The sequence below is a fragment of the Bradyrhizobium sp. STM 3566 genome, assembly GCF_045571445.1.
Taxonomy (GTDB): domain Bacteria; phylum Pseudomonadota; class Alphaproteobacteria; order Rhizobiales; family Xanthobacteraceae; genus Bradyrhizobium; species Bradyrhizobium vignae.
Genome location: NZ_CP120692.1, coordinates 4,308,407 through 4,331,490, shown reverse-complemented (window position 1 = coordinate 4,331,490; position 23,084 = coordinate 4,308,407). Strand labels below are relative to the sequence as shown.

Annotated in this window: 21 protein-coding genes and 1 pseudogene; 10 read left to right on the top strand and 12 right to left on the bottom strand. The window is 65.1% G+C overall.

The genetic code is table 11. The features are described from left to right. Nucleotide 1: 1 nt before the first annotated feature. Nucleotides 2-493, bottom strand: coding sequence for a YaiI/YqxD family protein (locus P6U27_RS20980; RefSeq protein ID WP_407192475.1), 492 nt, complete (start codon nucleotides 491-493; stop codon nucleotides 2-4). 104 nt (nucleotides 494-597) lie between these two features. On the opposite strand from P6U27_RS20980, the gene P6U27_RS20975 reads away from it, so the two are divergent. Then, nucleotides 598-1,398 carry a hypothetical protein gene (locus P6U27_RS20975; RefSeq protein WP_407192474.1) on the top strand — a complete coding sequence of 267 codons (801 nt, stop codon included), beginning with the start codon at nucleotides 598-600 and terminating at the stop codon, nucleotides 1,396-1,398. 134 nt (nucleotides 1,399-1,532) lie between these two features. Here the strand turns inward: P6U27_RS20975 and P6U27_RS20970 are convergent, their stop codons facing one another. After that, nucleotides 1,533-3,902, bottom strand: coding sequence for a xanthine dehydrogenase family protein molybdopterin-binding subunit (locus P6U27_RS20970; protein ID WP_407192473.1), 2,370 nt, complete (start codon nucleotides 3,900-3,902; stop codon nucleotides 1,533-1,535). Between the two features lie 214 nt (nucleotides 3,903-4,116). Between P6U27_RS20970 and P6U27_RS20965 the strand changes: the two genes are divergently transcribed. Together P6U27_RS20965 and P6U27_RS20960 are read left to right on the top strand one after the other, a co-directional pair. Next, nucleotides 4,117-5,202 carry a Ppx/GppA phosphatase family protein gene (locus P6U27_RS20965; RefSeq protein WP_122406724.1) on the top strand — a complete coding sequence of 362 codons (1,086 nt, stop codon included), beginning with the start codon at nucleotides 4,117-4,119 and terminating at the stop codon, nucleotides 5,200-5,202. A gap of 2 nt (nucleotides 5,203-5,204) precedes the next feature. Next, nucleotides 5,205-5,891 carry an RlmE family RNA methyltransferase gene (locus P6U27_RS20960; protein ID WP_407192472.1) on the top strand — a complete coding sequence of 229 codons (687 nt, stop codon included), beginning with the start codon at nucleotides 5,205-5,207 and terminating at the stop codon, nucleotides 5,889-5,891. Between the two features lie 136 nt (nucleotides 5,892-6,027). On the opposite strand, the gene P6U27_RS20955 is transcribed toward P6U27_RS20960, so the two are convergent. Beyond that, nucleotides 6,028-7,854 (bottom strand): peptidoglycan-binding protein, encoded by a 1,827-nt coding sequence (locus P6U27_RS20955; RefSeq protein ID WP_407192471.1) that lies wholly within the window; start codon nucleotides 7,852-7,854, stop codon nucleotides 6,028-6,030. A 269-nt stretch (nucleotides 7,855-8,123) separates the two neighbouring features. Beyond that, a complete protein-coding gene (locus P6U27_RS20950) occupies nucleotides 8,124-8,531 on the bottom strand; it encodes a hypothetical protein (RefSeq protein ID WP_407192470.1) in 408 nt (135 codons plus the stop codon). A 221-nt stretch (nucleotides 8,532-8,752) separates the two neighbouring features. On the opposite strand from P6U27_RS20950, the gene P6U27_RS20945 reads away from it, so the two are divergent. Then, entirely contained in the window at nucleotides 8,753-9,109 is a 357-nt protein-coding gene (locus P6U27_RS20945) for a winged helix-turn-helix domain-containing protein (protein ID WP_407192469.1), read from the top strand. On the opposite strand, the gene P6U27_RS20940 is transcribed toward P6U27_RS20945, so the two are convergent. Beyond that, a complete protein-coding gene (locus tag P6U27_RS20940; RefSeq protein ID WP_122403700.1) occupies nucleotides 9,094-10,584 on the bottom strand; it encodes an MFS transporter in 1,491 nt (496 codons plus the stop codon). The two genes, P6U27_RS20945 and P6U27_RS20940, sit on opposite strands and share 16 nt — an antisense overlap. Nucleotides 10,585-10,978: 394 nt before the next feature. Here P6U27_RS20940 and guaB point away from each other — a divergent pair, with 394 nt between their 5' ends. From guaB to P6U27_RS20925, 3 genes are all read left to right on the top strand, one after another. Continuing rightward, nucleotides 10,979-12,472, top strand: coding sequence for an IMP dehydrogenase (gene guaB / locus P6U27_RS20935; RefSeq protein WP_407192468.1), 1,494 nt, complete (start codon nucleotides 10,979-10,981; stop codon nucleotides 12,470-12,472). Nucleotides 12,473-12,758: 286 nt separating this feature from the next. Continuing rightward, nucleotides 12,759-13,781: an NADP-dependent oxidoreductase gene (locus tag P6U27_RS20930; RefSeq protein ID WP_407192467.1), complete on the top strand. Its 1,023-nt coding sequence runs from the start codon at nucleotides 12,759-12,761 to the stop codon at nucleotides 13,779-13,781. A 154-nt stretch (nucleotides 13,782-13,935) separates the two neighbouring features. After that, nucleotides 13,936-14,232 (top strand): hypothetical protein, encoded by a 297-nt coding sequence (locus P6U27_RS20925; protein ID WP_122403697.1) that lies wholly within the window; start codon nucleotides 13,936-13,938, stop codon nucleotides 14,230-14,232. A 13-nt stretch (nucleotides 14,233-14,245) separates the two neighbouring features. On the opposite strand, the gene P6U27_RS20920 is transcribed toward P6U27_RS20925, so the two are convergent. From P6U27_RS20920 to P6U27_RS20910, 3 genes are all read right to left on the bottom strand, one after another. After that, entirely contained in the window at nucleotides 14,246-15,088 is an 843-nt protein-coding gene (locus P6U27_RS20920; protein WP_407192466.1) for a metallophosphoesterase family protein, read from the bottom strand. Between the two features lie 105 nt (nucleotides 15,089-15,193). Then, entirely contained in the window at nucleotides 15,194-16,060 is an 867-nt protein-coding gene (locus P6U27_RS20915) for a tetratricopeptide repeat protein (RefSeq protein WP_129146216.1), read from the bottom strand. Between the two features lie 5 nt (nucleotides 16,061-16,065). Beyond that, nucleotides 16,066-16,212 carry a hypothetical protein gene (locus P6U27_RS20910; protein ID WP_162500316.1) on the bottom strand — a complete coding sequence of 49 codons (147 nt, stop codon included), beginning with the start codon at nucleotides 16,210-16,212 and terminating at the stop codon, nucleotides 16,066-16,068. A 154-nt stretch (nucleotides 16,213-16,366) separates the two neighbouring features. Here P6U27_RS20910 and P6U27_RS20905 point away from each other — a divergent pair, with 154 nt between their 5' ends. Together P6U27_RS20905 and P6U27_RS20900 are read left to right on the top strand one after the other, a co-directional pair. Next, on the top strand, nucleotides 16,367-16,789 hold the full coding sequence (locus P6U27_RS20905; protein ID WP_407192465.1) for an MAPEG family protein: 423 nt from the start codon (nucleotides 16,367-16,369) through the stop codon (nucleotides 16,787-16,789). A gap of 89 nt (nucleotides 16,790-16,878) precedes the next feature. After that, nucleotides 16,879-18,177 (top strand): RsmB/NOP family class I SAM-dependent RNA methyltransferase, encoded by a 1,299-nt coding sequence (locus P6U27_RS20900; protein WP_407192464.1) that lies wholly within the window; start codon nucleotides 16,879-16,881, stop codon nucleotides 18,175-18,177. A gap of 223 nt (nucleotides 18,178-18,400) precedes the next feature. Here P6U27_RS20900 and P6U27_RS20895 read toward each other — a convergent pair whose 3' ends face one another. The 4 genes and pseudogenes from P6U27_RS20895 to P6U27_RS20880 form a co-directional block, all read right to left on the bottom strand. Next, entirely contained in the window at nucleotides 18,401-18,610 is a 210-nt protein-coding gene (locus P6U27_RS20895; protein ID WP_008141931.1) for a cold-shock protein, read from the bottom strand. 266 nt (nucleotides 18,611-18,876) lie between these two features. Next, nucleotides 18,877-19,209 (bottom strand): DHCW motif cupin fold protein, encoded by a 333-nt coding sequence (locus tag P6U27_RS20890; RefSeq protein ID WP_407192463.1) that lies wholly within the window; start codon nucleotides 19,207-19,209, stop codon nucleotides 18,877-18,879. Between the two features lie 125 nt (nucleotides 19,210-19,334). Beyond that, nucleotides 19,335-20,504, bottom strand: a complete 1,170-nt coding sequence (locus tag P6U27_RS20885; protein ID WP_122402679.1) for an IS481 family transposase — start codon at nucleotides 20,502-20,504, stop codon at nucleotides 19,335-19,337. 245 nt (nucleotides 20,505-20,749) lie between these two features. Beyond that, nucleotides 20,750-21,105, bottom strand: a pseudogene (locus tag P6U27_RS20880) (nuclear transport factor 2 family protein). A 147-nt stretch (nucleotides 21,106-21,252) separates the two neighbouring features. Between P6U27_RS20880 and guaA the strand changes: the two are divergent. Beyond that, nucleotides 21,253-22,851, top strand: coding sequence for a glutamine-hydrolyzing GMP synthase (guaA, locus tag P6U27_RS20875; protein ID WP_129143245.1), 1,599 nt, complete (start codon nucleotides 21,253-21,255; stop codon nucleotides 22,849-22,851). Nucleotides 22,852-23,084: the final 233 nt, after the last annotated feature.

Genomic DNA, 23,084 nt, shown 5'->3' with positions numbered 1-23,084 from the left:
GTCAGCCCTGACTCGTTGCGGTCTGGTCGGCGCGGCGGCGCTGGATCCGGCGCAGCGTCTGGTCGAGCGCCGAAAGGAAGGCGGAGCGGTCGCGGGGCGAGAACGAGCGCGGGCCGCCGGTGACTTCGCCCGCGGAGCGCAGGTCCGTCATCAGATTGCGCACTGCCAGCGTCATGCCGATCGACTCTTCCGTGAAGAGCTTGCCGTTCGGCGCGATCACGTCGGCGCCCACCTTCACGCAGCGGCTCGCCAACGGGATGTCTGATGTCACCACGATGTCGCCGGGTTTGGCGCGTTCCGCGATCCAGTCGTCGGCCGCGTCCATGCCGCTACCTGCGGCGATGCGCTCGATCAGCGGGTCCTGCGGCACGCGAATAAAGTTGCCGGCGACCACGCTCACGGGCACGCCGTGCCGGATCGCGACGCGATAAATCTCGTCCTTCACCGGGCAGGCGTCGGCATCGACATAGATGCGGGTGGGGGTGTTGGTCATTCGCCGCGTGGTACCCCATTCGGATCGCAAAGGCGAGGGGATTGACCGCTGTTCCCCGGGGCCTACGATTGGCCCCGAAACAACAAAAACAGGGAAGGCCAGCCATGCCGAACCGGCTCGAAACCTACCGCGTCGAGGCCTACAACACCGCAAAGCAGTCCGAAAACAAGATGCATGACGACACGGTGGCGCGCCGCTTCGGATTTGAAGGCGGGCTGGTCCCCGGCGTCGACGTCTTCGCCTACATGATGCACGTGCCGATCGCACGCTGGGGCCGCGATTTCCTGTCGCGCGGGCTGGTCGAGGCCCGCTTCATCAAGCCGGTCTATGACGGCGAGACCGCCGATGTCGACGCCACCGAGCACAATGGCCTGCTGACGATCGAGGTGTTCAGCCGCACCGAACTTTGCGCGACGGGGACAGCGTCGCTGCCGGCGGAGGCGCCGAGGGTGTCATTGGGTGATTATGTCGAGGTCCCCGCTGTCGCGGAGCGCAAGCCGGTTAGCCCGGCGACCTTCGAAGCCGGCAAATGGCTCGGCACGGCGCCGCGCCGCTGGGCCGGACAGGATGCGGCAGATTACCTCGCCGACATCAGGGAGAGCGATCCGATCTTCGCGCGCGAAGGGCTCGGCCACCCCGGCCTGATCCAGCGGGTGATGAACCGCGTCCTCGTCGACAACACCATTCTGGGTCCGTGGATTCACGTCGGCAGCCGCATGCAGCTGCTATCCGCGGCGCGCGCCGGTGACGAGATCGCGGCACGTGCGAAAGTCACGGCCAATTACGAGAAGAAGGGCCACCGCTTCGTCGAGCTCGACTCCCTGGTCGTCGCCAACGGAATCACTCCGCTCGCCCACTGCCGGCACACCGCGATCTATCAACCGCGCGAGCAGGCCGCGGCGTAGCGGGGGAAAGCCGCGCTGTATCCACATCGTCATGCCCGGGCTTGTCCCGGGCATCCGCGTTCTTCGTGCCTTGTGGCCGACGCATGGGTGGCCGGGACAAACCCGGCCATGACGGCGGAAAGAGTGCGCGCCCTTTACGCCTTCCCCTTCGCGTCCTGAATCGCGCGCCACACCCGCTCCGGGGTCAGCGGCATGTCGATGTGCTTGATCCCATAGTCGGAGAGCGCATCGAGCACGGCGTTCACCACGGTCGACAGGCTACCGGCGCAGCCGGCTTCACCGCAGCCCTTGCTGCCGAGTGGGTTGGTCGTGGCCGGCACCGGGTGGTCGCCGACCGTCATCAACGGCACGTCCTCGGCGCGGGGCAGGGCGTAGTCCATCAGCGAGCCCGTGATCGGCTGGCCGCTCTCGTCGTAGCGGATGTGCTCCATCAGCGCCTGGCCGATGCCCTGGACCACGCCGCCGTGGAGCTGGCCCGCGACCAGCATCGGGTTGATCACCGTGCCGAAATCGTTGACGGCGCTATAGCGCACGATCTGCACCACGCCGGTCTCCGGGTCGATCTCGACCTCCGCGACGTGACAGCCGTTCGGGAACGCCGAGGCGACAGGTTCGCTGGTGTGATCGACGTCGAGCGAGTCGGGCACGCCCTCCGGTACCTTGCCGTCATGCAGGCGTCTGGCGAGCTCCATGATGTCGATGCTGCGGTCGGTGCCGGCGATGGTGAAGCTGCCATCAGCGAACTCGATGTCGGCTTCGGACGCTTCGAGGATATGCGCTGCTGCGCGCCTACCTTTCTCGATGACGAGCTTTGCCGCCCCTACGATGGCCTGGCCGCTCGCGGTGATCGAGCGCGAGCCGCCGGTGCCGTTGCCGGTGTGGACGATATCGCTGTCGCCCTGCACCAGCTTGACGCTCTCGAAGGGGACACCGAGCTGCTCGCATAAAACCTGCGCGAACGGCGTCGCATGGCCCTGGCCGTAATCGAGCGTGCCGGTGATGAGCTGCACGGTGCCGTCGGGATCGAACACGATCTTGCCGAGCTCGGGGCTCGGCGGCGCGGTGACCTCGAGATAGGAGCCGACGGCGATGCCGCGCAGCTTGCCGGCCTTCTTGCTCTCCTTCTTGCGCCTGGCGAAATTCTCGTGATCCGAGATTTCGAGCGCCTTGTTGAACACCGCCTGGAAGTCGCCGCTGTCGTAAGTGACGCCGGAAGAAGCCGGGAACGGCATCTGCTTCGGCTTGATGAAGTTGCGCTTGCGCAAGGTCAGGCGGTTGATGCCCATCTCGTCGGCAGCGCGGTCGATCAGCCGCTCCATGTAATAATTCGCTTCGGGCCGGCCGGCGCCGCGATAGGCGCCCATCAGCGTGGTGTTGGTCAGCACCACCTTGATGTCGACCGCCATCAGCGGCGTGCGGTAGACGCTGGAAAAGTTCTTGCCGGTGTTCAGCGAGAGCGGCCCTGGCGCGACGCCGGTGATGTAGGCGCCGACATTGCCGTAGCCGGACAGTTTTGCTGCGAGGAAATGCCCCTCGGCATCGAGCGCGAGCTCGGCATGGATCTTCTGGGCGCGGCCGTGGCTGTCGGAGAGAAAGCTGGTGGAGCGCTCGTCGAGCCATTTCACCGGCCGTCCCAGTGCCTTCGCCGCGTACAGGATGCACATGTATTCGGGATAGTTGATGTTCTTCATGCCGAAGGAGCCGCCGACATTGGCGGTGAGGATGCGCACCTTCTCGTTCGGCACCTTCAGGTTCTTGGCGAGATTGGCGCGGTTGCCGGCGACGCCCTGCGTCGGTACCTGAAGCGTGTAGCGCTCGGTCTTCTTGTCGTAGGAGGCTAGCCCAACGCGCGGCTCCATCGAGACCACGGCGACGCGGGTGTTCTCGATGTCGATCTTGGTGACGTGGGCGGCGCTGGCAAAGGCCGCGTTGACCTTGTCCATGTCGCCATAGTGGTAGTCGAGCGCGACATTGTTGGGGATGTGGTCGTAAAGCTGGGGCGCGCCTGGCTTGGCCGCTTCCTCGGGATCGGTCACCGCGGGCAGCGGCTCGATATCGAGCTCAACCGCTTCGGCCGCGTCGCGCGCCTGCGCCAGCGTCTCCGCCACCACGAAAGCAACGGGATCGCCGACGAAGCGGACCTTGTCGGTGGCGAGCGGCTGGCGGTTGGTCTGGAGCAAAGGCGAGCCGTCGCGGCTCTTCAACGGCAGGCCGCAGGTGAAGGGGCCGTAGCCGGCGGCATCGAGATCCTTGCCGGTCCACGCCCCCAGTACGCCCGGCATCGCTTTGGCGGCATCAAGGCCGATGCCGCGGATGACGCCATGGGCATGGGTGGAGCGGACGATCACCGTATAGGCCTGGCCGGGGAGGTTGAAGTCGTCGGTGTAGCGGCCCTTGCCGCGCACCAGCGTGTCGTCCTCCTTGCGGCGGACCGGTTGCCCGACGCCATATTTTTGCAGTGCAATAGCGTTCTCGAGCGTGGACGATTTGGTGTGTTCTTGCATGGAATCGACCTGAAAAGCCGGCATTTGCGCGATTTCGCGGGCGCCTGGAGGGGGGCCGGACCCTACTCAGATAACCCACGACCCCGTTCACGACAACGCACGAATGGACATGGTCCCATGTGATGCGTTGTTGCGCAGGCCTGCCGCGCTGCTAATGTTTCAGGCGAAAAAGCAATTCCAGACCGGCCCGACCGGCCGCGGAAAGACAGTTTGTATGAATGACCACACGCGGCTCCGCGACGGCCATGTAAGCCAACATGGGCCGCACGGCGAGCTGGAGGGGTCGATGGCGGCGGTGGCGTTGGCCACCGATCCGCCCGTCGGCGCGCAAGCGCCGGGAACCGGCGTCTATGCGGCGCTGGACCTCGGCACCAACAATTGCAGGCTGTTGATCGCCTGTCCGACCCACGACGGCTTTCGCGTGGTCGATTCTTTCTCGCGCATCATCCGGCTCGGCGAGGGGGTTTCGGCGACCGGCTCGATCAGCGAGGCCGCGATCGAGCGCGCCATTGCGGCGCTCAGCATCTGCCGCGACAAAATAAACCTGCGCAGAGCGCGCCGGCTGCGGCTGATCGCGACCGAAGCCTGCCGTGCGGCTTCGAACGCGGAAGGGTTCCGCAGCCGCGTCGCAGCAGAGACGGGCATCGAGCTCGAGGTGATCGACCGCGAGACCGAGGCCTCGCTCGCCGTGCTCGGCTGCTCGCCGCTGGTCGATCCCAGGGGCAGGGGTGCCATCCTGTTCGACATCGGCGGCGGCTCGACCGAGCTGGTGCGGATCGAGCGCGACCCGGAGAATCCGGAACCACGCATCAAGGCCTGGATGTCGATCCCGTACGGTGTGGTCACGCTTGCCGAGCAGTTCGGCGGCCGCGACGTGACGGCTGAGATCTATGCCGCGATGGAGCGCGAGGTCGCGAGCCACGTCGCGCCGTTCGCGGAGGAGCACGGCCGCGAGCTCGCCGACATGCATCTGCTCGGCACGTCGGGCACCGTGACGACGCTCGCCGGCATCCATCTCAACCTGCCGCGCTACGATCGCCGCCGTATCGACAGCATCTGGATGAACGACGCCGACATCACCGCGACCATCAACAAGCTGCTCGGCATGAGCTACGAGGAGCGCGCGAACAACAGCTGCATCAGCGTCGAACGCGCCGACCTCGTGCTGGCCGGCTGCGCCATCCTCGATGCCATCAGGCGCGCCTTTCCGCTGCCGCGCCTGCGCGTCGCCGACCGCGGCCTGCGCGAAGGCATGCTGGTCGAGATGATGCGCGAGGACGGCGCGCTCAGGAGCTGGTGAGAATGGCCAAGGACACCACCGGCCGCTTGCACGTCCAGGTCAAGACCGGCGGCAAGCGCAAATTGTCGTCGAAGCTGTGGCTGGAGCGGCAGCTCAACGATCCCTATGTCGCCAAGGCCAAGGCGGCGGGCTATCGCTCGCGCGCCGCGTTCAAGCTGCTGGAGATCGATGACAAGTTCCGGCTCTTGAAGCCCGGCATGGCCGTGGTCGATCTCGGCGCGGCCCCCGGCGGCTGGAGCCAGATCGCCGCCAAGCGCGTCGGCTCCGCGGAAGGCAAGGGCAAGGTCGTCGCGATCGATCTGTTGGAAATGCCGGAGATTCCCGGCGTCGATTTCGCGCAGCTCGACTTCATGGACAACGACGCGCCCGAGAAGCTCACCGCGATGCTGGGCGGCGGGGCCGACGTCGTGATGTCCGACATGGCCGCCAACACCACCGGCCACCGCAAGACCGACCAGCTCCGCATCGTCGGTCTGGTCGAGACCGCAGCCGTGTTTGCCTGTGACGTGCTCAAGCCCGGCGGGACGTTCCTGGCAAAAACCTTCCAGAGCGGCGCCGACGCTGAGCTGCTCGCCCAGCTCAAGCGCGATTTTGCGACGGTGCGCCATGTGAAGCCCGCCGCGAGCCGGCAGGATTCCTCGGAGCGCTATGTGCTGGCGACGGGATTTCGGGGCGCGACCAAGGAGTAGCCCACGCTCCACCGTCGTCCCCGCCGAACGCCTGGCGAACGTCGGGACCGGCGCAGAAAACTTTATCATCTTTCTCTCGCGGCCGCGCAGGCCGCAAAAAAGAGCCCTGCCAGGGGCAGGGCTCGGGGAAGGCATCTTACCGGCTGGGTTGGTTCTGAGCCGGCTGACCCGACGGCGAAGGCGGCGGGGCATTGTTCTGGTTGGTTTGTCCAGACTGCGGGCTCTGTGTGGCGGCAGGCTGGTTGGTGGACTGACTGTTGCCTTGGGCCGGCGCCTGGCCGGTGGTCTGACCGGCGGGCGGTTGTGTGCCTGCCTGGCCCGACGTCGCCGGTTGGTTCTGCTGAGCCTGTCCGGTTGCGGATGGCTGGTTCTGCCCAGCCTGGCCGGTGGTCTGGTTCTGCTGCGCCGGCGCATTGGTCTGACCGGCGCTTTGCCCGGTCGTGTTTTGCTGCGTCGACTGGCCGGCCGCACCTTCCTGACCAACGGTGGTCGATTGACCCTGCGTGGCGCGGATCTGGTTGGAGACGCCTAGTGCGGCGACCGTCCGGGTATCGATCGAGCCGGTGGTCTGGAAACCTTCCTGTCGCTGGAAGGTGATCAGCGCTTCGCGCGTGGCGGGCCCGAGGACGCCGTCTGCTTCGCCCGACAACAGGCCGCGTTCGATCAGCACCCGTTGAACAATGCGGAGCTCGTCGGGGCTGAGATCCAGCGCGGCGATGTTGCCGCCGCCACCGCTCACGCTGCCGCGCCGGGCAAAGTGCGTTCTTGGGCCGGCGGGAATGGCGTCGACGATCCTGCGGCTTCGGTCGACGACGATGATCTCGTCATCCACGACGAAGAAGCTGTCGTCCCGATAGGCCGGATAGATGTCGATCAGCGCCGGGAATGTCGAGACGGCGACCACGGAGATGTTCCGCGGCACCACCACACCGGTATTGATCCCGAAGTTGACCGAATTGACGTTGACCCGCACGCGATCCACGTTGCGTGAGCTCAACACCGACTGCTGCAGCGTTGTCTGCTGCTGCGCGCTCAGCTGCACGCGGCCGGACAAGCTCTGGGTCGTCCCACCCTGGGCTTGGGCCTGGGTGTTGACCTGTCCCTGAGTGTTGGCGCCGGTCGTCGTGCCCTGGCCCTGCTGGGCGCTCGGAGCTTGCGCGTTGTTGGTGTTCGCGCCAGTCGTCGTGCCCTGAGCCGGGGCGTTCTGGCCTTGGGCGCCCTTGGTGTTGGCGCCGGTCGTCGTCGTGCTCTGACCTTGCGCGTTCTTATCCTGGGCATTCTCCTTGGTGTTCGCGCCGGTCGTCGTCGTGCTCTGACCCTGCGCGTTCTTACCCTGGGCATTCTCCTTGGTGTTCGCGCCGGTCGTCGTCGTGCTTTGACCCTGCGCGTTCTTGCCTTGGACATTCTCCTTGGTCTTAGCGCCTGCCGCGCCCTTCTGTTCTGCGCCTTGCGACTGACGCGTAGCGTCGCGCTCGCTGCCGCTCTGACCGACCGTCTGGTCCTTCATTCCGCTCTTGTCGCGCTCCGACCTGGACTGACGCGCTTGGTCGGGTTCGCCTCGGCTCTGACCGACGGTTTGGTCCTTGCCGCGCTTCTCGCCTTCAGATCGGGACTGACGCGCATTGTCGCGGTCGCCGCGGCCCTGATCGAGGGACTGACGTTCGCCCCTGTCGGCCTTGCCGCTATCACGCATTCCCTCACTGCGCTCAGAACGCGATGGCGCAGCAGCGGGGCTCTCGGCTCGACCACCTGCGCGACCCTGGGTCATTCCTTCGCCATGAGAGGCTCCGCCCGCACCTTGCGACATTCCGCCGCCCGATCGGCCGGATTCCGCCGCGCCGGCGCCCGCACCTCCGCTCATCCCGCTGCCGGCGCCTTCACGCATGCCTTGAGCCGACGCCAGGCTGACGCCGGCGAGCAGCACTGCTGTAGTCAATAGGAACCTGTTCTTTCTCGTGTCCACGTGAACCTCCTCCATTTGCTTGCTTTGCAGCATCCGTTGACGGAACGTTCGAACTCCGGGCTCGAGACAAACGATCCCTCATTCGCGTTTTCCGATGTGTGTGAACGGTGCGGCGATGCCATCGTTCCGATCATGCAGGAGAGTTGCGCGGTTCCGTCTCGGTGCTATCGCGCGTGCAGGACTCCCCTGATCGAAGCATAAAGACATCGACCAGAAATCCACTCTGCAGGCTCAGCGCCTCGCGCCAGCCCTTCTGTTGCGCCGTCGCTTCACCAGTAAGGGCGCCAGCGATGGTAATAGAAGTGCCGCCGCGGGAACGGTCCGCCGTAGTAGGCGAAGGCCGGGCTCACGACACGGCGATAGCGGTAGCCATAGTAGGCCGGGGCGTAACTGGTGCTGTAGTAAGTCCTGGTGTAGCCGCCCCACGGATAGTAACCGCCGTAGTACGCCGGTGCGTAATAGTCGTCATAATAGCCCGGATACCCGTAGTAGCCGTAGCCCGGACCGTAGGCATAAGCGGACGAGGCGAGGCCGCCGATCACGGCACCTGCGAGCAATCCGCCTGCCAGCGCTGGCCCAAAACCGCCGTGCCAGCGGGCTTCCGCCGGCGTCGGTGCCGCCACCGCGCTCACGCCGAGCGCGCCGACGGTTGCCAGGACAAGTGCGGTCTTTTTCATGCGCGTCCCTCCTTCCTTGGTGTTCCGACATCGTGCCAACATTGCCGAAGGGCAAAAGTTGCAAGCGCGCGCCGGCGAGGAACAGGAGTCATGAACATAAACGAGCGTTCATCTCGATGAACGCGCGCCCTCTGATGGGCGCGGCACGCCTGAGACCGCTTGGTCGGGTCTGGCAGGCGGCAGACGCTTGATTTGAGCGCGCCGGCCCGCGTGTCCATCACATGGCTGAACCTGGTCCCGAGCACGCCTGCGAGATCGACTGCCGAAGTCTGGTCCGGCGCGAATTGTTTCGTCCTGACGGAAGCATGGTCAACCTGACGGCGGGAGAGCTCAACATCCTCGTCGCGCTCGCGTCCTACATGACGCGACCGCTCAGCCGCGATTTCCTGCTCGACGTCATCTCGAACCGCGACCCTCGAGAGATCAGCGAGGATACGGTCGACACTCTGATCGTGCGGCTGCGCCGCAAGATGCGCCGATCGCGACGGTGCGCGGCGTCGGCTATGCCCTGGTCCCGCTACAGCCGACGGCCTCTTCCTGAGGCGACCGGCCGGCCGGACCTCTATCCGAGCCGCTGATCCCGTACGTCCTGCGTATCCTCGCTCGCCGCCTTGACGGCGGCCTTGGCCGCACCCTTGCCGGCACCCTTGCGGCTCGCGATCTCCACCGCCTTGCGGCCGGAGATCTCGTGGCCGGCGTCAACCGGCATCTGCCAGAAGAACCAGCTCGACGCCGCCGAGGTCAGCGCCACCACGATGAAAGCGGGCGCGAACACGGTGGCGTTGAGCTCGCTGATATGGCTGAACCACATCGTCGTTTCCACGCACGCCGCGCCGACGGCGACGCCTGCGGACACCGCGAGCTGCTGGTTGACGCTGACTAGGGTGGTGGCCCGGCTCATCTGCGCGGTCTCGACGTCGGCATAGGCGACGGTGTTGATCGCGGTGAACTCGAGCGAGCGGAAGAAGCCGCCGACGACCAGGATCACCATGATGATGAGCAGCGGCGTCGTCACCGTGAACAGCGCGCAGACGCCGAGGAAGAACGCGCTGACGATCGCGTTCACCGTCATCAGATTGCGGAAGCCGAAGGCGCGGATGATCCGTGCCGCCAGCGTCTTCATGCCCATGGCCCCGAGTGACGAGGCAAAGGTGACGAGACCGGAATGGAACGGCGACAGGCCGAAGCCGATCTGCATCAGGAGCGGCAGCAGGAACGGCAGCGCGCCGATGCCGAGACGGAACATGAAGCCGCCGAGCACGGCCGCGCGCAGCGTCGGCAGGTTCAGAAGCGAGAAATCCAGCACTGGCGAGCCCGTGCGCCGGGCGTGGAAGACGTAGAGCGTCATCGAGATCGCGCCGCCCGCGATCAGTGCTGCAACGGTGCTCCACGGCAGCAGATTGAGCCCGGCAACCGATAGGCCGAAGGCGATGCCGGCAAGACCCAGCCCAGCGAGCACCATGCCGTAGAGATCGAACGGCTCGCGTTCTTCACTCTTGATCGGATCGATGAAGCGCAGCGCCATGAAGATGCCGAGCAGGCCGATCGGGATGTTGATCAGGAAGATCCAGTGCCAGGACGCGTAGGTCGTGATGAAGCCACCGAGCGGCGGTCCGATCACGGGACCGATCAGGGCCGGGACCGTCACCCAGGCCATGGCGTTGACCAGCGCGCTCTTGTCGACGGAGCGCAGCAGCACGAGGCGTCCGACCGGCGTCATCATCGCGCCGCCCATGCCTTGCAGGATGCGCGCGAATACGAAATCGGTGACCGAGGTCGAGAGCGCGCAGCCGACCGAGCCGACCATGAACACGCCGACCGCGATCGCAAACACCATCCGCGCGCCGAAGCGGTCGGCGGTCCAGCCGCTCGCCGGGATGAACACCGCGAGCGACAGCAGGTAAGACGTGATTGCGAGCTTCAGCGTCAGCGGGCTGGTTCCGATGTCGGCCGCGATCGCCGGCAGCGAGGTGGCGATCACCGTGGAATCCATGTTCTCCATGAAGAGCGCAGTGGCCACGATCAGCGGAATCACGCGTTGCTTGTCGACCATGATGGATTGGCAATGAAATTCGGAAGGAAGGGCGGAGTTGCGGCTTATCACCGCCGTCCGCCGCGGACCATTGCGGATCGACGCATGCCACCTAGATCCTGCGTAACGACGGTGTGACCCGCTTCGCCGTCATTCCGGGGCGCGCCCCCTTCGCGTGAACCCGGAATGACGGCGGGTGGGCCGCGCAGGGGCTGTCCCTGCCCGAATCGGCCCAAAAAAGCCTGTGCATGGCTGGCCAGCGGCCTGAATTGCTTTGATTCGTCACGCGGCCGTGCTATCGACCCGCGTCAACCCCACTGATGGGCTCCGATTCTCAAGGCGTTGCCGCAAGGGACGCCGAGGGCGGCGCTCATCCATTAGCATTTGCGGCAAGGCCGCAGGAAGGAGTTGGCAGATGGCCACGGTGCAACTTCAGGGCATCCGCGAAGCCTTTACGTTCGACGACGTGCTGTTGAAGCCGGGCCTGTCGGACGTCATGCCGGGCGAGGTCGACATCCGCTCCCGCGTCACCCGGGCCATCCCGCTCAACATCCCGATCATGGCCTCGGCCATGGACACCGTCACCGAGGCCCGCATGGCGATCGCCATGGCGCAGGCCGGCGGCCTCGGCGTCATCCACCGCAATTTCGATCCCGAAGGGCAGGCCGCCCAGGTGCGGCAAGTCAAGCGCTACGAGTCCGGCATGGTGGTGAACCCGCTCACCATCAGCCCCGACGCCACGCTCGACGATGCGCTCAAGCTGATGAGCGATCACGGCATCTCCGGCATTCCCGTCGTCACGGGCGCCGGCAAGAACACGCCCGGCAAGCTGGTCGGCATCCTCACCAACCGTGACGTGCGCTTTGCGACCAATCGCCAGCAAAAGATCTCCGAACTGATGACGCACGAAAACCTCGTCACGGTCCGCGAGAATGTCAGCCAGGACGAGGCGCGGCGGATGCTGCACCAGCATCGCATCGAGAAGCTGGTCGTCGTCGACGAGCAATATCGCTGCGTCGGCCTCATCACCGTCAAGGACATGGAGAAGGCGGTCGCCCATCCGCTCGCCTGCAAGGACGCGCAAGGGCGCCTGCGCGTCGCCGCGGCCACCACCGTCGGCGATAACGGCTTCGAGCGCACCGAGCGGCTGATCGATGCCGGCGTCGACCTCGTCGTCGTCGATACCGCGCACGGCCATTCGCGTCACGTGCTGCACGCGGTGAACCGCATCAAGCGTCTGTCCAACTCGGTGCAGGTCGTCGCCGGCAACGTCGCCACCACGGAAGGCGCGCAGGCGCTGATCGACGCCGGCGCGGATTGCATCAAGGTCGGCATCGGCCCGGGCTCGATCTGCACCACGCGCATCGTCGCCGGCGTCGGCGTTCCCCAGCTCACCGCGATCATGGATGCGGTGGAAGCGGCGAAGAAGTCCGACATCCCCGTCATCGCCGACGGCGGCATCAAATACTCCGGCGATCTCGCCAAGGCGCTCGCCGCCGGCGCCGACATTGCGATGGTCGGTTCGCTGCTCGCCGGCACCGACGAGACGCCCGGCGAAGTGTTTTTGTGGCAGGGCCGTTCCTACAAGGCCTATCGCGGCATGGGCTCGGTCGGCGCAATGGCGCGGGGATCTGCCGACCGCTACTTCCAGCAGGACATCAAGGACACGCTCAAGCTGGTGCCCGAAGGCATCGAGGGTCAGGTGCCCTACAAGGGCCCGGTCGGCAACGTCATGCACCAGCTCGCCGGCGGCTTACGCGCCGCGATGGGCTATGTCGGCGCACGCGACATGAAGGAGCTGCACGACAAGGCCCAGTTCGTCCGCATCACCGGCGCGGGCCTGCGCGAAAGCCACGTCCACGACGTGACGATCACGCGCGAGAGCCCGAACTATCCGGGCGGGGGTTAGTTACTCCACCCACCGCTGACATGCCCCGGCTTGATCGGGGCATCCAGTACGCTGCGGCTTTTCGGCTCAATAACGACCGTCTCTGGAATACTGGATCGCCCGATCGAGTCGGGCGATGACAGTGAGCTTGTGGCTGCTGCGTGCCACAAGCTCGTCATTGCGAGGAGCTCGCGACAAAATTGCGTAGCAATTTTGCGCTGATGCGACGAAGCAATCCGGCCCTTTTGGTATTGACGCGGCTGTATTGCTTCGCTTCGCTCGCAACCAGAGAAAAGTGGAGGAAGCCATGTCCCAAGGCAAACGCATCGTTCTCGCCGCGCGTCCCGTCGGCGAACCCAAGCCGTCTGATTTTCGCCTGGAGGAATTCGCTGTTCCGGCACCAGGGGCCGGCGAAGTCCTGCTGCGCACGATCTGGCTGTCGCTCGACCCCTATATGCGCGGGCGCATGAGCGAGGGACCGTCCTACGCAGCGCCGGTGCCGATCGGCGGGGTGATGGAAGGCGAGGCGGTCAGCGAGGTCGCAGCCTCCAACAATCCCGATTTCGCGGTCGGCGACATCGTGCGCATCCGCTCGGGCTGGCAGACGCACGCAATCTCGAACGGCAAGGGCCTGATCAAGGTCGATCCGAAGCTCGGCCCGATCTCGACCTCCATCGGCGTGCTCGGCATGCCCGGCATGACCGCGTACACAGGCCTGCTCGACATCGGCAAGCCGCAACCGGGCGAGACCGTCGTCGTTGCCGGTGCCTCAGGTGCGGTCGGCTCGGCCGTCGGCCAGATCGCCAAGATCAAGGGCGCACGCGCGGTCGGCATCGCCGGCGGCAAGCAGAAGTGCGACTACGTGGTCAAGGAGCTCGGCTTCGATGCCTGCATCGATCACCGCGATCCCGATCTCGCGGCCAGGCTCAAGGAAGCCTGTCCGAAAGGCATCGACGTCTATTTCGAGAATGTCGGCGGCGCCGTGTTCGAGGCGGTGTTCCCGCAGCTCAATCCATTCGCTCGCGTGCCGGTCTGCGGCCTGATCGCCCACTACAACGACACCGAGGCCAAGCCGCCGAAATGGGCCGGTGCGATGATGCGCAACATCCTCACCAAGCGGCTGACCTTCCGCGGCTTCATCGTGTCCGATTTCGCCGCCCGCCACGGCGATTTCCTGCGCGACATGTCGGGCTGGGTCCGCGACGGCAAGGTCAAGTACAAGGAGTTCGTCACCGAAGGCCTGGAAAGCGCCCCCGCCGCCTTCATGGGCCTGCTGAAGGGTGCCAATTTCGGCAAGCAGCTGGTTCGGGTTGGTCCCGACAGGGCGTAACTTGGCGACATTCCAGCCTACCCGTCGGGCGGTGGATGGTTAAGAAAGAGTCACTAATCGGTCACACCAGCCCGCAAAAGCCGCAGGTGTGACCGCCGGTTCATTGACGGGCCGGCGAAAGCATTGAATCATCGCGCATATTTTGGGTGTTGCGATGTTAGAGATTGGTATTTTCTGCGTAATCGTCCTGGCCGCCGGCTATTGGGTGGCGATGTTCATCATGGGCCGCCGCGATGACGTCATCCATGGTAAGTTCGTCCACGCCGAGGACGAAGGCGAGTTTGCCGCCTCGATGCCGGCACCACCGCCGCCGTTTCCGAAGCGTCCGGTCAAGGCCGCGCAAATTGGCGGGCAGCCACCTGCCAATGATCCCGCGGCGAAGCCGGTGAACAGCGAAGCGCTGCAATCCTTGCTCGCCGCGATCCAGCAGGATCTCAAGAGCGTCGCCTGAGCAGCTGTGCGCGTTAATGCTCGCCGCCCATCTGGGCGAAGAGCTCCTCGATATCGACATCGACCTGGCCCGCCGCGCGGATGTGACGGACCTCGAGACTGTCGGGCTGAAAGCGGTATTCGACCAGCCCGACTTCCTTTATCGCGATCCGGTCCTGGCGCTTATCGTTGATGACGAAGCCGGTCGACGGCGCCCAGACGTGGCGGGTGTGGCGCCAGGTGAAGTCACGCCGTTGGTGCACGTGACCGCTGGCGATGAGGCGCAGGTCGACCTGCGTGAACATCTCGATCAGCCGCGCCCGCGCCGGCTGCGGCACGTAGCGGATCGAGGTCTCCGGCGTCTCGGGATCGTCGGGCAGGTTGAGAAACAGCGGCTTGTGCAGGAACAGCGCGACTGGCCTGCCGTTCGTGCACGCAATCTCGGAGGCGAGCCAGTCGAACTGCCCGGCCTCGAAGGCGAGCCCTGAATTCATGACGAGTGAATTGAGGCCGATGAAGCACCAGCCGGCGGCCTCGAACGACCAATGGTCTTCGCCAATGATGTCGCAGAACCGCCGGCGGTGCGCCTCGCTGACCGGCGGCTTTGGCGCCGGCCCGACCGCGGTTGGATTGTCGCCGATGTCGTGATTGCCGGGGAGATAGCGGCAGGTGACGGGCAGGGCGTCGTGCAGGGCTTTCGCGAATTCGACGTCGTTGCGGCTCGTCGGCCCGTCGAACGAGACGTCGCCGGTGTTGACGACGAGATCGGGCCTGCCGGCGTCGATGTGCTCGCTGATGCGGTGGAAGTTGGCGATCAGGCCGGGAAAGCGCCGGCCGAGATGCGTGTCGGAAATCTGGGTCAGGCGAAATTCGGGCATGCAATCATCCTACCCGTTATCGCACGTCGGAACGATGACGACGCCGGCATGGACCGCAACGAACAAAGTTTAAAGCACGCGCCGGCCGCCCCTCGCCGGGAACGGCTATCCGCCGTCAAAGCAAATCCGCCCGACGGACTTTCCGTCGCGATTCTTGATACCGAACGGACAGCGCAGGCGCTCCAGCGCCTTGCCCGCATCTTCGTTGCCGAGCGCGGCAGCTCGCTTGTAATAGGCGATCGCGGCCTGGGTATCCTTCTCGCCGGCACGGCCGGCTTCGGCATAGGCGCCTAACCGCTCCAGCGCATCGGCATGATCGAGAGCGGCGGCCTTCTCGAACAGCGCCTTGGCCGCGACGTCGTCTTTCGGGCCACCATCGCCGTCTTGGGTCATCAATCCCAGCTGGTACATGGCCTCGCTGGAATTCACCTCAATGGCCTTGGCGTACCATTTGCGCGCCATGGCGAAATCAGCCTTCGCGCCGACGCCGGCGCCATAGAGCGAAGCCAGGTTGGTCATGCCATCGACATCACCGGCATTTGCCGCCTTCTCGATCAGCATCCGTCCTTCCGTGACGTTTTTCTTCAGGCCGTTGCCGTTGATCAGGAGTACACCGAGCCCGGTCATCGCCGCGGCGCTGCCGGCATCTGCCGCCTTGCGATAGGCATTTGCGGCCTCGGCCGGCTGCCGGGCGAACTCGTAGGCGCGGCCGAGCTCCATCCAGATGCGGCGCGGGACATCGGGAGCGGCGGCAGCGGCCTTGCAGGCCTTCAGCGCGGCGGGGACATCGGCGCCGGCGATATCGAGAACGCCCGTCACATCGGCAGGCTTGTCCAGATCGGTGGGATGCGCGGCGAGCCGGTCGCAGGTGGCGATGTCGGCCGACGCGGCGAGGGCGTGCATCCGCAGCGCGGGGCAAAGCAAGGTGGCGAGCGTAAGCGCGGCTGCCGCGCAGGATCTGATGCGGAGCATTGCGGTCACAGCACGCGGTAGCGGATCATGTAGGCGCCCTGCGGGGCGAGCGGGGAGGCGATGCGATCGACGAGGATAGCTGACAGCGCCGACATCAGGATGCCGAGTTGGCCGCCAGCGGATTCGGTGAAGAGGCCCGTCCAGGTGTTCATGGCGCTATCTCGCCTCGGGCCCAAGGGCCGAAATTGCTTCAACGATCGATGCTTGGTCGCAAGAGCGGGAACGCCGGTTCAAGTCGTTCATTGTCAGCGCCAAAAGTCGGGGCTAATGACGATCGGCGGCGTTTTGCCCCCCGGGAAAGTTCCGATGTCCGTTCAAATGGTTTTGCTGCCGGTCTTCGTGCAGGTCGCTCTCACCTTCGCGCTTCTGATCGGCATGGTCTTGGCGCGGCGCAAGACCCTGGTCTCGGGCGAGACCAAAATCCGCGACATTGCGCTGGGCGAGCCGAACTGGCCGAAGGGCGTCACTCAAATCGCAAATTGCTACCGCAACCAGTTCGAGCTGCCGATGCTGCTCTACGTCCTGATCGCGCTGGCATTGCCCCTGCGCCGCGCCGATCTCTTCATCGTGCTGATGTCCTGGGTGTTCGTGGTGACGCGCTTTGCCCATGCCGGCGTGTTCGTCTCCTCCAACGATCTCGGCCGCCGCTCCACGATCTGGCTCGCCGGCGTGCTCGTGCTGCTCGCGATGTGGATCTACTTCGCGCTGAAGCTTTTGCTGCTGATCTGATCGCGCATGATCCGGATCCGAAGGGCCGCGTTCGCGCAAAGTGGATGCCGGTTTTCCGATAAGATCATGCGCAAAACTGAAAGATTCAAATGACCCCCGCTGCCCGGCTGTCCGCAGCCATCGAACTGATCGACATCATCGAGAAGGACCGCGTGCCGGCGGCCAAGGCGCTGAAGGAGTGGGGCACCGCGCACCGCTTCGCCGGTTCCGGCGACCGCGCCGCCATTGCCGGCCTTGTCTGGGACGTGCTGCGCCGCTACGCCTCGAGCGCCTACCTGATGGGTTCCGATACCGCGCGGGCGCGGCTGATCGGCATGCTCCGGCTCGAGCGCGGCATGGACACGGCCACCATGGCCGCGCTGTTCGACGGCAGCCGGTTTGCGCCGGCGCCGCTGACCGAGGCCGAGCAGGCCGCGCTCGCCTCGCACTCGCTCGCGGATGCCCCGGCCGCGGTCGCCGGGGACTATCCCGAATGGCTCGATCCGCATCTTGCAAAAGTGTTCGGCGATGACCGCGCCGCAGAGGCCGCAGCGATGGCGAGCCGGGCTCCGCTCGATCTGCGCGTCAACACGTTAAAATCCAATCGCGACAAGGTGCTGCGCGCGCTTGCTCATCTTCATGCGGAACCGACGCCGTGGTCGGCAACGGGCCTGCGCATCGAGCTTTCGGCCGATGCGCGCAACCCGGGCATCCAGGCGGAAGAGGATTTCATCAAGGGCGCCATTGAGGTGCAGGATGAGGGATCGCAGCTTGCGGCCCAGTTCACCGCGGCAAAACCCGGCGAGCAGGTGATCGATCTCTGCGCCGGCGCGGGCGGCAAGACGCTCGCGCTCGCCGCCCTGATGCAAGGCAAGGGCCGGCTGATCGCGACCGACCGCGACAAGCGCCAGCTTGCCCCGATCCACGAGCGCCTGTCGCGCGCCGGCGTCCACAATGCCGACGTGCGCACCCCCAAGGGCGAGGCCGATCCGCTCCAAGACATCCGCGCCTCGGCCGATCTCGTCGTGATCGATGCGCCCTGCACGGGAACCGGAACCTGGCGCCGCAACCCCGACGCCAAATGGCGCATGCGCCCGGGCGCGCTGGAGATCCGCCTGCGCGACCAGGCCGAAGTGCTGGACCGTGCGGTGCCGCTGGTGAAGGCGGGTGGTCGCATCGCCTACATCACCTGCTCAGTGCTGGCGGAAGAGAACGGCGAGCAGGTGAGGGCGTTCGTCGCGCGCCACCCCGATTTCGCGGTCATTCCGCCCGAGCAGACCGCGGGCGTGCTCTGGGACAAGGCTGAAGCTTTTGGCGAGGCGGCGCTGCAGTCACCCGAGGGCTGGCTGATGACGCCGCGGCGGACCGGAACCGACGGGTTTTTCGTTTCGGTGCTGAAGAAGACGTAGTTCTCGTAGGGTGGGCAAAGCGAAGCGTGCCCACGTCTTTCTCAGATGTTGAGCGGTGGTGGGCACGGCGCGCGAAGGGCGCGCCTTTGCCCACCCTACAGCACCGATGATCGACGTTGTCATTGCGGATTCAAACAAAAGCCCCGCAGACCGATCCCGGTCGCGGGGCTTTCGAGTTCCAACGTTCTGCCGGTACCTCCGTGGTCAGAACGCTGCGCCGGCGTTAGCCGACGCGGAGATTGTCAGCCGACGACTTGCCGCTGCGGCGGTCGGCGACGATGTCGAACGAGACCTTCTGACCCTCGTTGAGGGAGGAGAGGCCAGCGCGCTCGACGGCGCTGATGTGAACGAACACGTCCTTCTGGCCGTCATCCGGCTGGATGAAACCATAACCCTTTTGGGTGTTGAACCACTTCACGGTGCCCATAGCCATGGGAATTTCCTTTAGTTAGTTAGGTTGAGTACGCACGCAGACCGGTACGCAGCGTTGCGCCCATAGTCCTGATGAGTCGATGTTTGGAGAATTCATCTGAAGCGTGCGCGCCCGTCAGCAACGAAGCGAAGCGGCCCAGTCGTTCGGCCAAGTATCGATGATCACAATATAGCGAGAATTTGGGGCCACTTCAAGGCACCACCCGTGGCCCGCAACGTCGCGCGACTTTGCTATTTTGCGGTGCAAATTAGCCCCGCTCTCGCGTCTCAGTCGACGATGAAGAGCGTCGCCCCCACAGCCGTCGAGGACCGGTGCGCGGCGTCGCCGAAATCCGACACCTGGTAACTCATTCCCGCCGTGAGCTTGAATTTGCGCCCATCACGCAACTCAGAGTCGAGCTCGCCCTTCAGCACGTAGAGCACGTGGCCCCGATCGCACCAATGATCGGCGAGATAGCCCGCCGAATACTCCACCATCCGCACCCGCAAGTCGCCGATATTGAGAGTGCGCCACTTGGCCTCCCCGGTTTCGCCGGGATGCGTGGTCGGCTCGACCTTGCTCCAGTCGGTGACGGTGAAAGGGGATGTGGGGAGTTTCATGGGGGAATCCTGTCTCAGAGCCGGCGGGCGCAGTGTTAGCGCACGCTCGCGCCGCAGTCTCCGTTCGCAATGACGCTTGTGGCACGCTAGCGCCTCCCGCTCGGTGTCATCGCCCGGCTTGATGTTCAGCCCGGGGACATGACCGACGGGTGTTCGGGGACATAGCCGACACATTCTCCGCTCGCCAAGTCGATGATAGCGACTTGGTGGGCGGCAAAGAAGATCCCGTATTGCGCATCGTTTGCCGAGGGGCGGATGGCGAGGCGCTCGCCACGGAAGGCCTGTGGCACTTTCCAAAGACGTCCCTTGAAGCTGACATAGGCTTTGGTCGTGGAGACGCGGCGCACGATCTCATGGCTGTCGTATTCGACCTGTGGCAATCGATCGGGCATTGGTCGCTGGCTGGGCCGATATCGACTGGCCGGGACCTGTTGTCCGAGCGCCTCGTGTGGCCGTTCGAAGTTGTAGACTTCCCGCCAGGCGTCGAAGGCACGCTGCGTCTCTGCGAGATCGCGGAACTGTCGCAGTGCGAACACCTCAGCCGCGAGGGTGCGGTGGAATCGTTCATTCTTGCCGCGGCTTTGCGGGTGATATGGGCGGCTGTGGATGACGGCGACGCCAAGCTTGAGCAGCCACACCGAGAACCGTGTCCATCGCTCGCCGGAAGGATCACCCCAGGGCGAACCATTGTCGACGAAGAAAGCCTCCGGGAGCCCGTAGTGGCGAAAGGTCTTCTCCAAGCGGCTGCGCACGGTATCTGTGCGTTGATCGGCACAGGCCTGCAGGCACAGATCATAGCGGGAGTGGTCATCCACCACCGTCAGAGGATGGCACTGGGTATCATTGCCGAGCCGAACCCAGCCTTTGAAGTCCATCTGCCACAACAGATTGGGGGCCGGCATCTCGAAACGCTGGCTTGCCGTCGGGCCGCCGATCGGAGGCTTGATGCGGCCAGACCGACGCAAGATCTGATGAACTGTTGAGACTGCTGGCGAACGCAAGCCATTGCGCTCCAGGCAGTGAGCTATCTTGCGAGCTCCCCATGCCGGATGGGCATCGCGTACCGCGAGAATACGTGCCTCAAGCTCGCAATCGGTCTGTCCCGGGCTCGCATGCGGTCGGCGCGAGCGGTCGTCGACATTCTGATCCGCTTGCCATCGTGCAAGCCATTTGTAGCCCGTGTCGGGATGGATATTGAACCGCCGGCAGAGCTCCCGCCGGTTCGCTCCCTCCTGCATCGCAAGCCGCACGAACTCCCGCCGCTGATCCATCACCGACACCTCTCGCCAGGGCATGGACTTGGCCTCCTTTACTGCCAAATCCCTGCACTATGATGTGTCGGCTATGTCCCCGAACACCCGTCGGTCATGTCCCCGGGCTGAACACTTGACCGGGCCATCCAGTACTCCGAGACGTCGGTAGCCTATCGAGAAGCCGCGGCGTACTGGATTCCCCGCTTTCGCGGGGAATGACAGCGTTGGGTGGGCCGGCATCGTCCGCACACGCCAAGCGCGCTGCTGCGATGGCCCGCGCGCCAGCGTCAATGCGCTAAATGGTTCGCCGAGCCCTGCACGATCAGCCCCGCCTCGTTCACCCGCAGATATTCGCAGATCTTCTTGCCCCGCTCGTTCTCGTAGAACACCACGAGGCTGTCCGGGCTGACGAACAGATCGATCAGCGAGAAATGGAGGTTGGGCAGCAGGGGCAGCGCCTTGCCCCAATAGGCGCGAAGCGCATCCTTGCCGCGCACGGTGCCGCTGGCATCGAACCCAAGTGCCGGAATGCGGTCCGAAGTCATCACGGCCGCCTCGTCGTAGAGCGTGAGCACGCGCTCGAGATCGCGCGCCAGGTCCGGCCGAGCGCGGCGAGCGTTGATGGCTGATGATGCTGTGACATGGCATTCTCCCTGACCGCCCCTGTTTGCGAGTGGGGCATAATAGGTCAACAATACTTACCTATATTCGTTTGTCCATGCCCAAAGAAGCATGTGGGCGCACGGCGACCGCGGTTGCGGCCCGCGCGCGGCCAGCGTATTGGCTGGCCATGACAGCAGCACAGAACGACCGCTCCGCGTCGACGCCCTCGGTGGCCTCGGCGCACGACAAGATTCTCATCGTCGACTTCGGCAGCCAGGTGACGCAGCTGATCGCGCGTCGCGTGCGCGAGGACGGCGTCTATTGCGAGATCGTCCCGTTCAACAAGGCCGAAGAGGCCTTCAAGGAGATGAAGCCGAAAGGGGTGATCCTCTCGGGCGGCCCCGAGTCGGTGCATGAAGCCGGCTCGCCCCGCGCCCCGCAATTGATCTTCGATTCCGGCGTGCCGGTGATGGGCATCTGTTACGGCCAGATGACCATGGCGGCCCAGCTCGGCGGTGAGGTCGAGGGCGGCCATCACCGCGAGTTCGGCCGCGCCGATGTCGAGGTGAAGGCCGAGAGCCAGCTGTTCGCGGACGTCTGGTCGTCGGGCAGCAAGAACCAGGTCTGGATGAGCCATGGCGACCGCATCACCAAGATGCCGCCGGGCTTCTCCGTCGCCGGCACCTCGCCGAACGCGCCGTTCGCGATCATCCAGGACGAGAAGCGCAAGTACTATGGCCTGATGTTCCACCCCGAAGTGGTGCACACGCCCGATGGCGCGAAGCTGATCCGCAACTTCGTGCGCAAGATCGCCGGCCTCACCGGCGACTGGACCATGCGCGCCTTCCGCGAGGAGGAGATCGCGAAGATCCGCGCGCAGGTCGGCAAGGGCAGGGTGATCTGCGGCCTCTCCGGCGGCGTCGATTCAGCCGTCGCGGCCGTGCTGATCCACGAGGCCATCGGCGACCAGCTCACCTGCGTGTTCGTCGATCACGGCCTGATGCGCCTCAACGAGGCCGAGCAGGTGGTCGACCTGTTCCGCCACCACTACAACATCCCGCTCGTGCACGTGGATGCCTCCAAGCAATTCCTCGGCGAGCTCGAAGGCGTCACCGACCCCGAAGTGAAGCGCAAGACCATCGGCCGCCTCTTCATCGAGGTGTTCGAGGCTGAGGCCAAGAAGATCGGCGGCGCCGACTTCCTCGCGCAAGGCACGCTCTATCCCGACGTGATCGAGAGCGTCTCCTTCACCGGCGGCCCCTCGGTGACGATCAAGTCGCACCACAATGTCGGTGGCCTCCCCGAGCGCATGAACATGAAGCTCGTCGAGCCCCTGCGCGAGCTGTTCAAGGACGAGGTCCGCAAGCTCGGGCGCGAGCTGGGCCTTCCCGAAATCTTCGTCGGCCGCCACCCGTTCCCGGGCCCGGGCCTTGCCATCCGCTGCCCCGGCGAGATCACCCGCGACAAGCTCGACATCCTGCGCAAGGCGGACGCCGTCTACATCGACCAGATCCGGAAAGCAGGCCTCTACGACGAGATCTGGCAGGCCTTTGCCGTGCTGCTCCCGGTGAAGACGGTGGGCGTCATGGGCGACGGCCGCACCTACGATTATGTGGTTGGCCTGCGCGCCGTCACCTCAACCGACGGCATGACCGCGGACTTCTACCAGTTCGACATGAAGTTCTTAGGCGAGACCGCCACGCGCATCATCAACGAGGTGAAGGGGGTGAACCGGGTGGTGTATGACGTGACGAGCAAGCCGCCAGGGACGATCGAGTGGGAATAATTCAGGCCCGTCCGGGACTATCCCGTTCTATCCAATTGCACGAATTAACAGACTGATTTTACGATCGAATTCGTCTGCGGCCTCCGGCGGTTCGCCGATGTTCACTACGCGGCCCAAGAAGTTGCTCGTGCATACCGCTTGAGCGACTGCCGAGCCTTGCGTCGCTTAGACCATATTTGAACGTGTGGTGGGCCTTATGGACCGCACCGGCTTTCGACGTCATCAAATTTGCT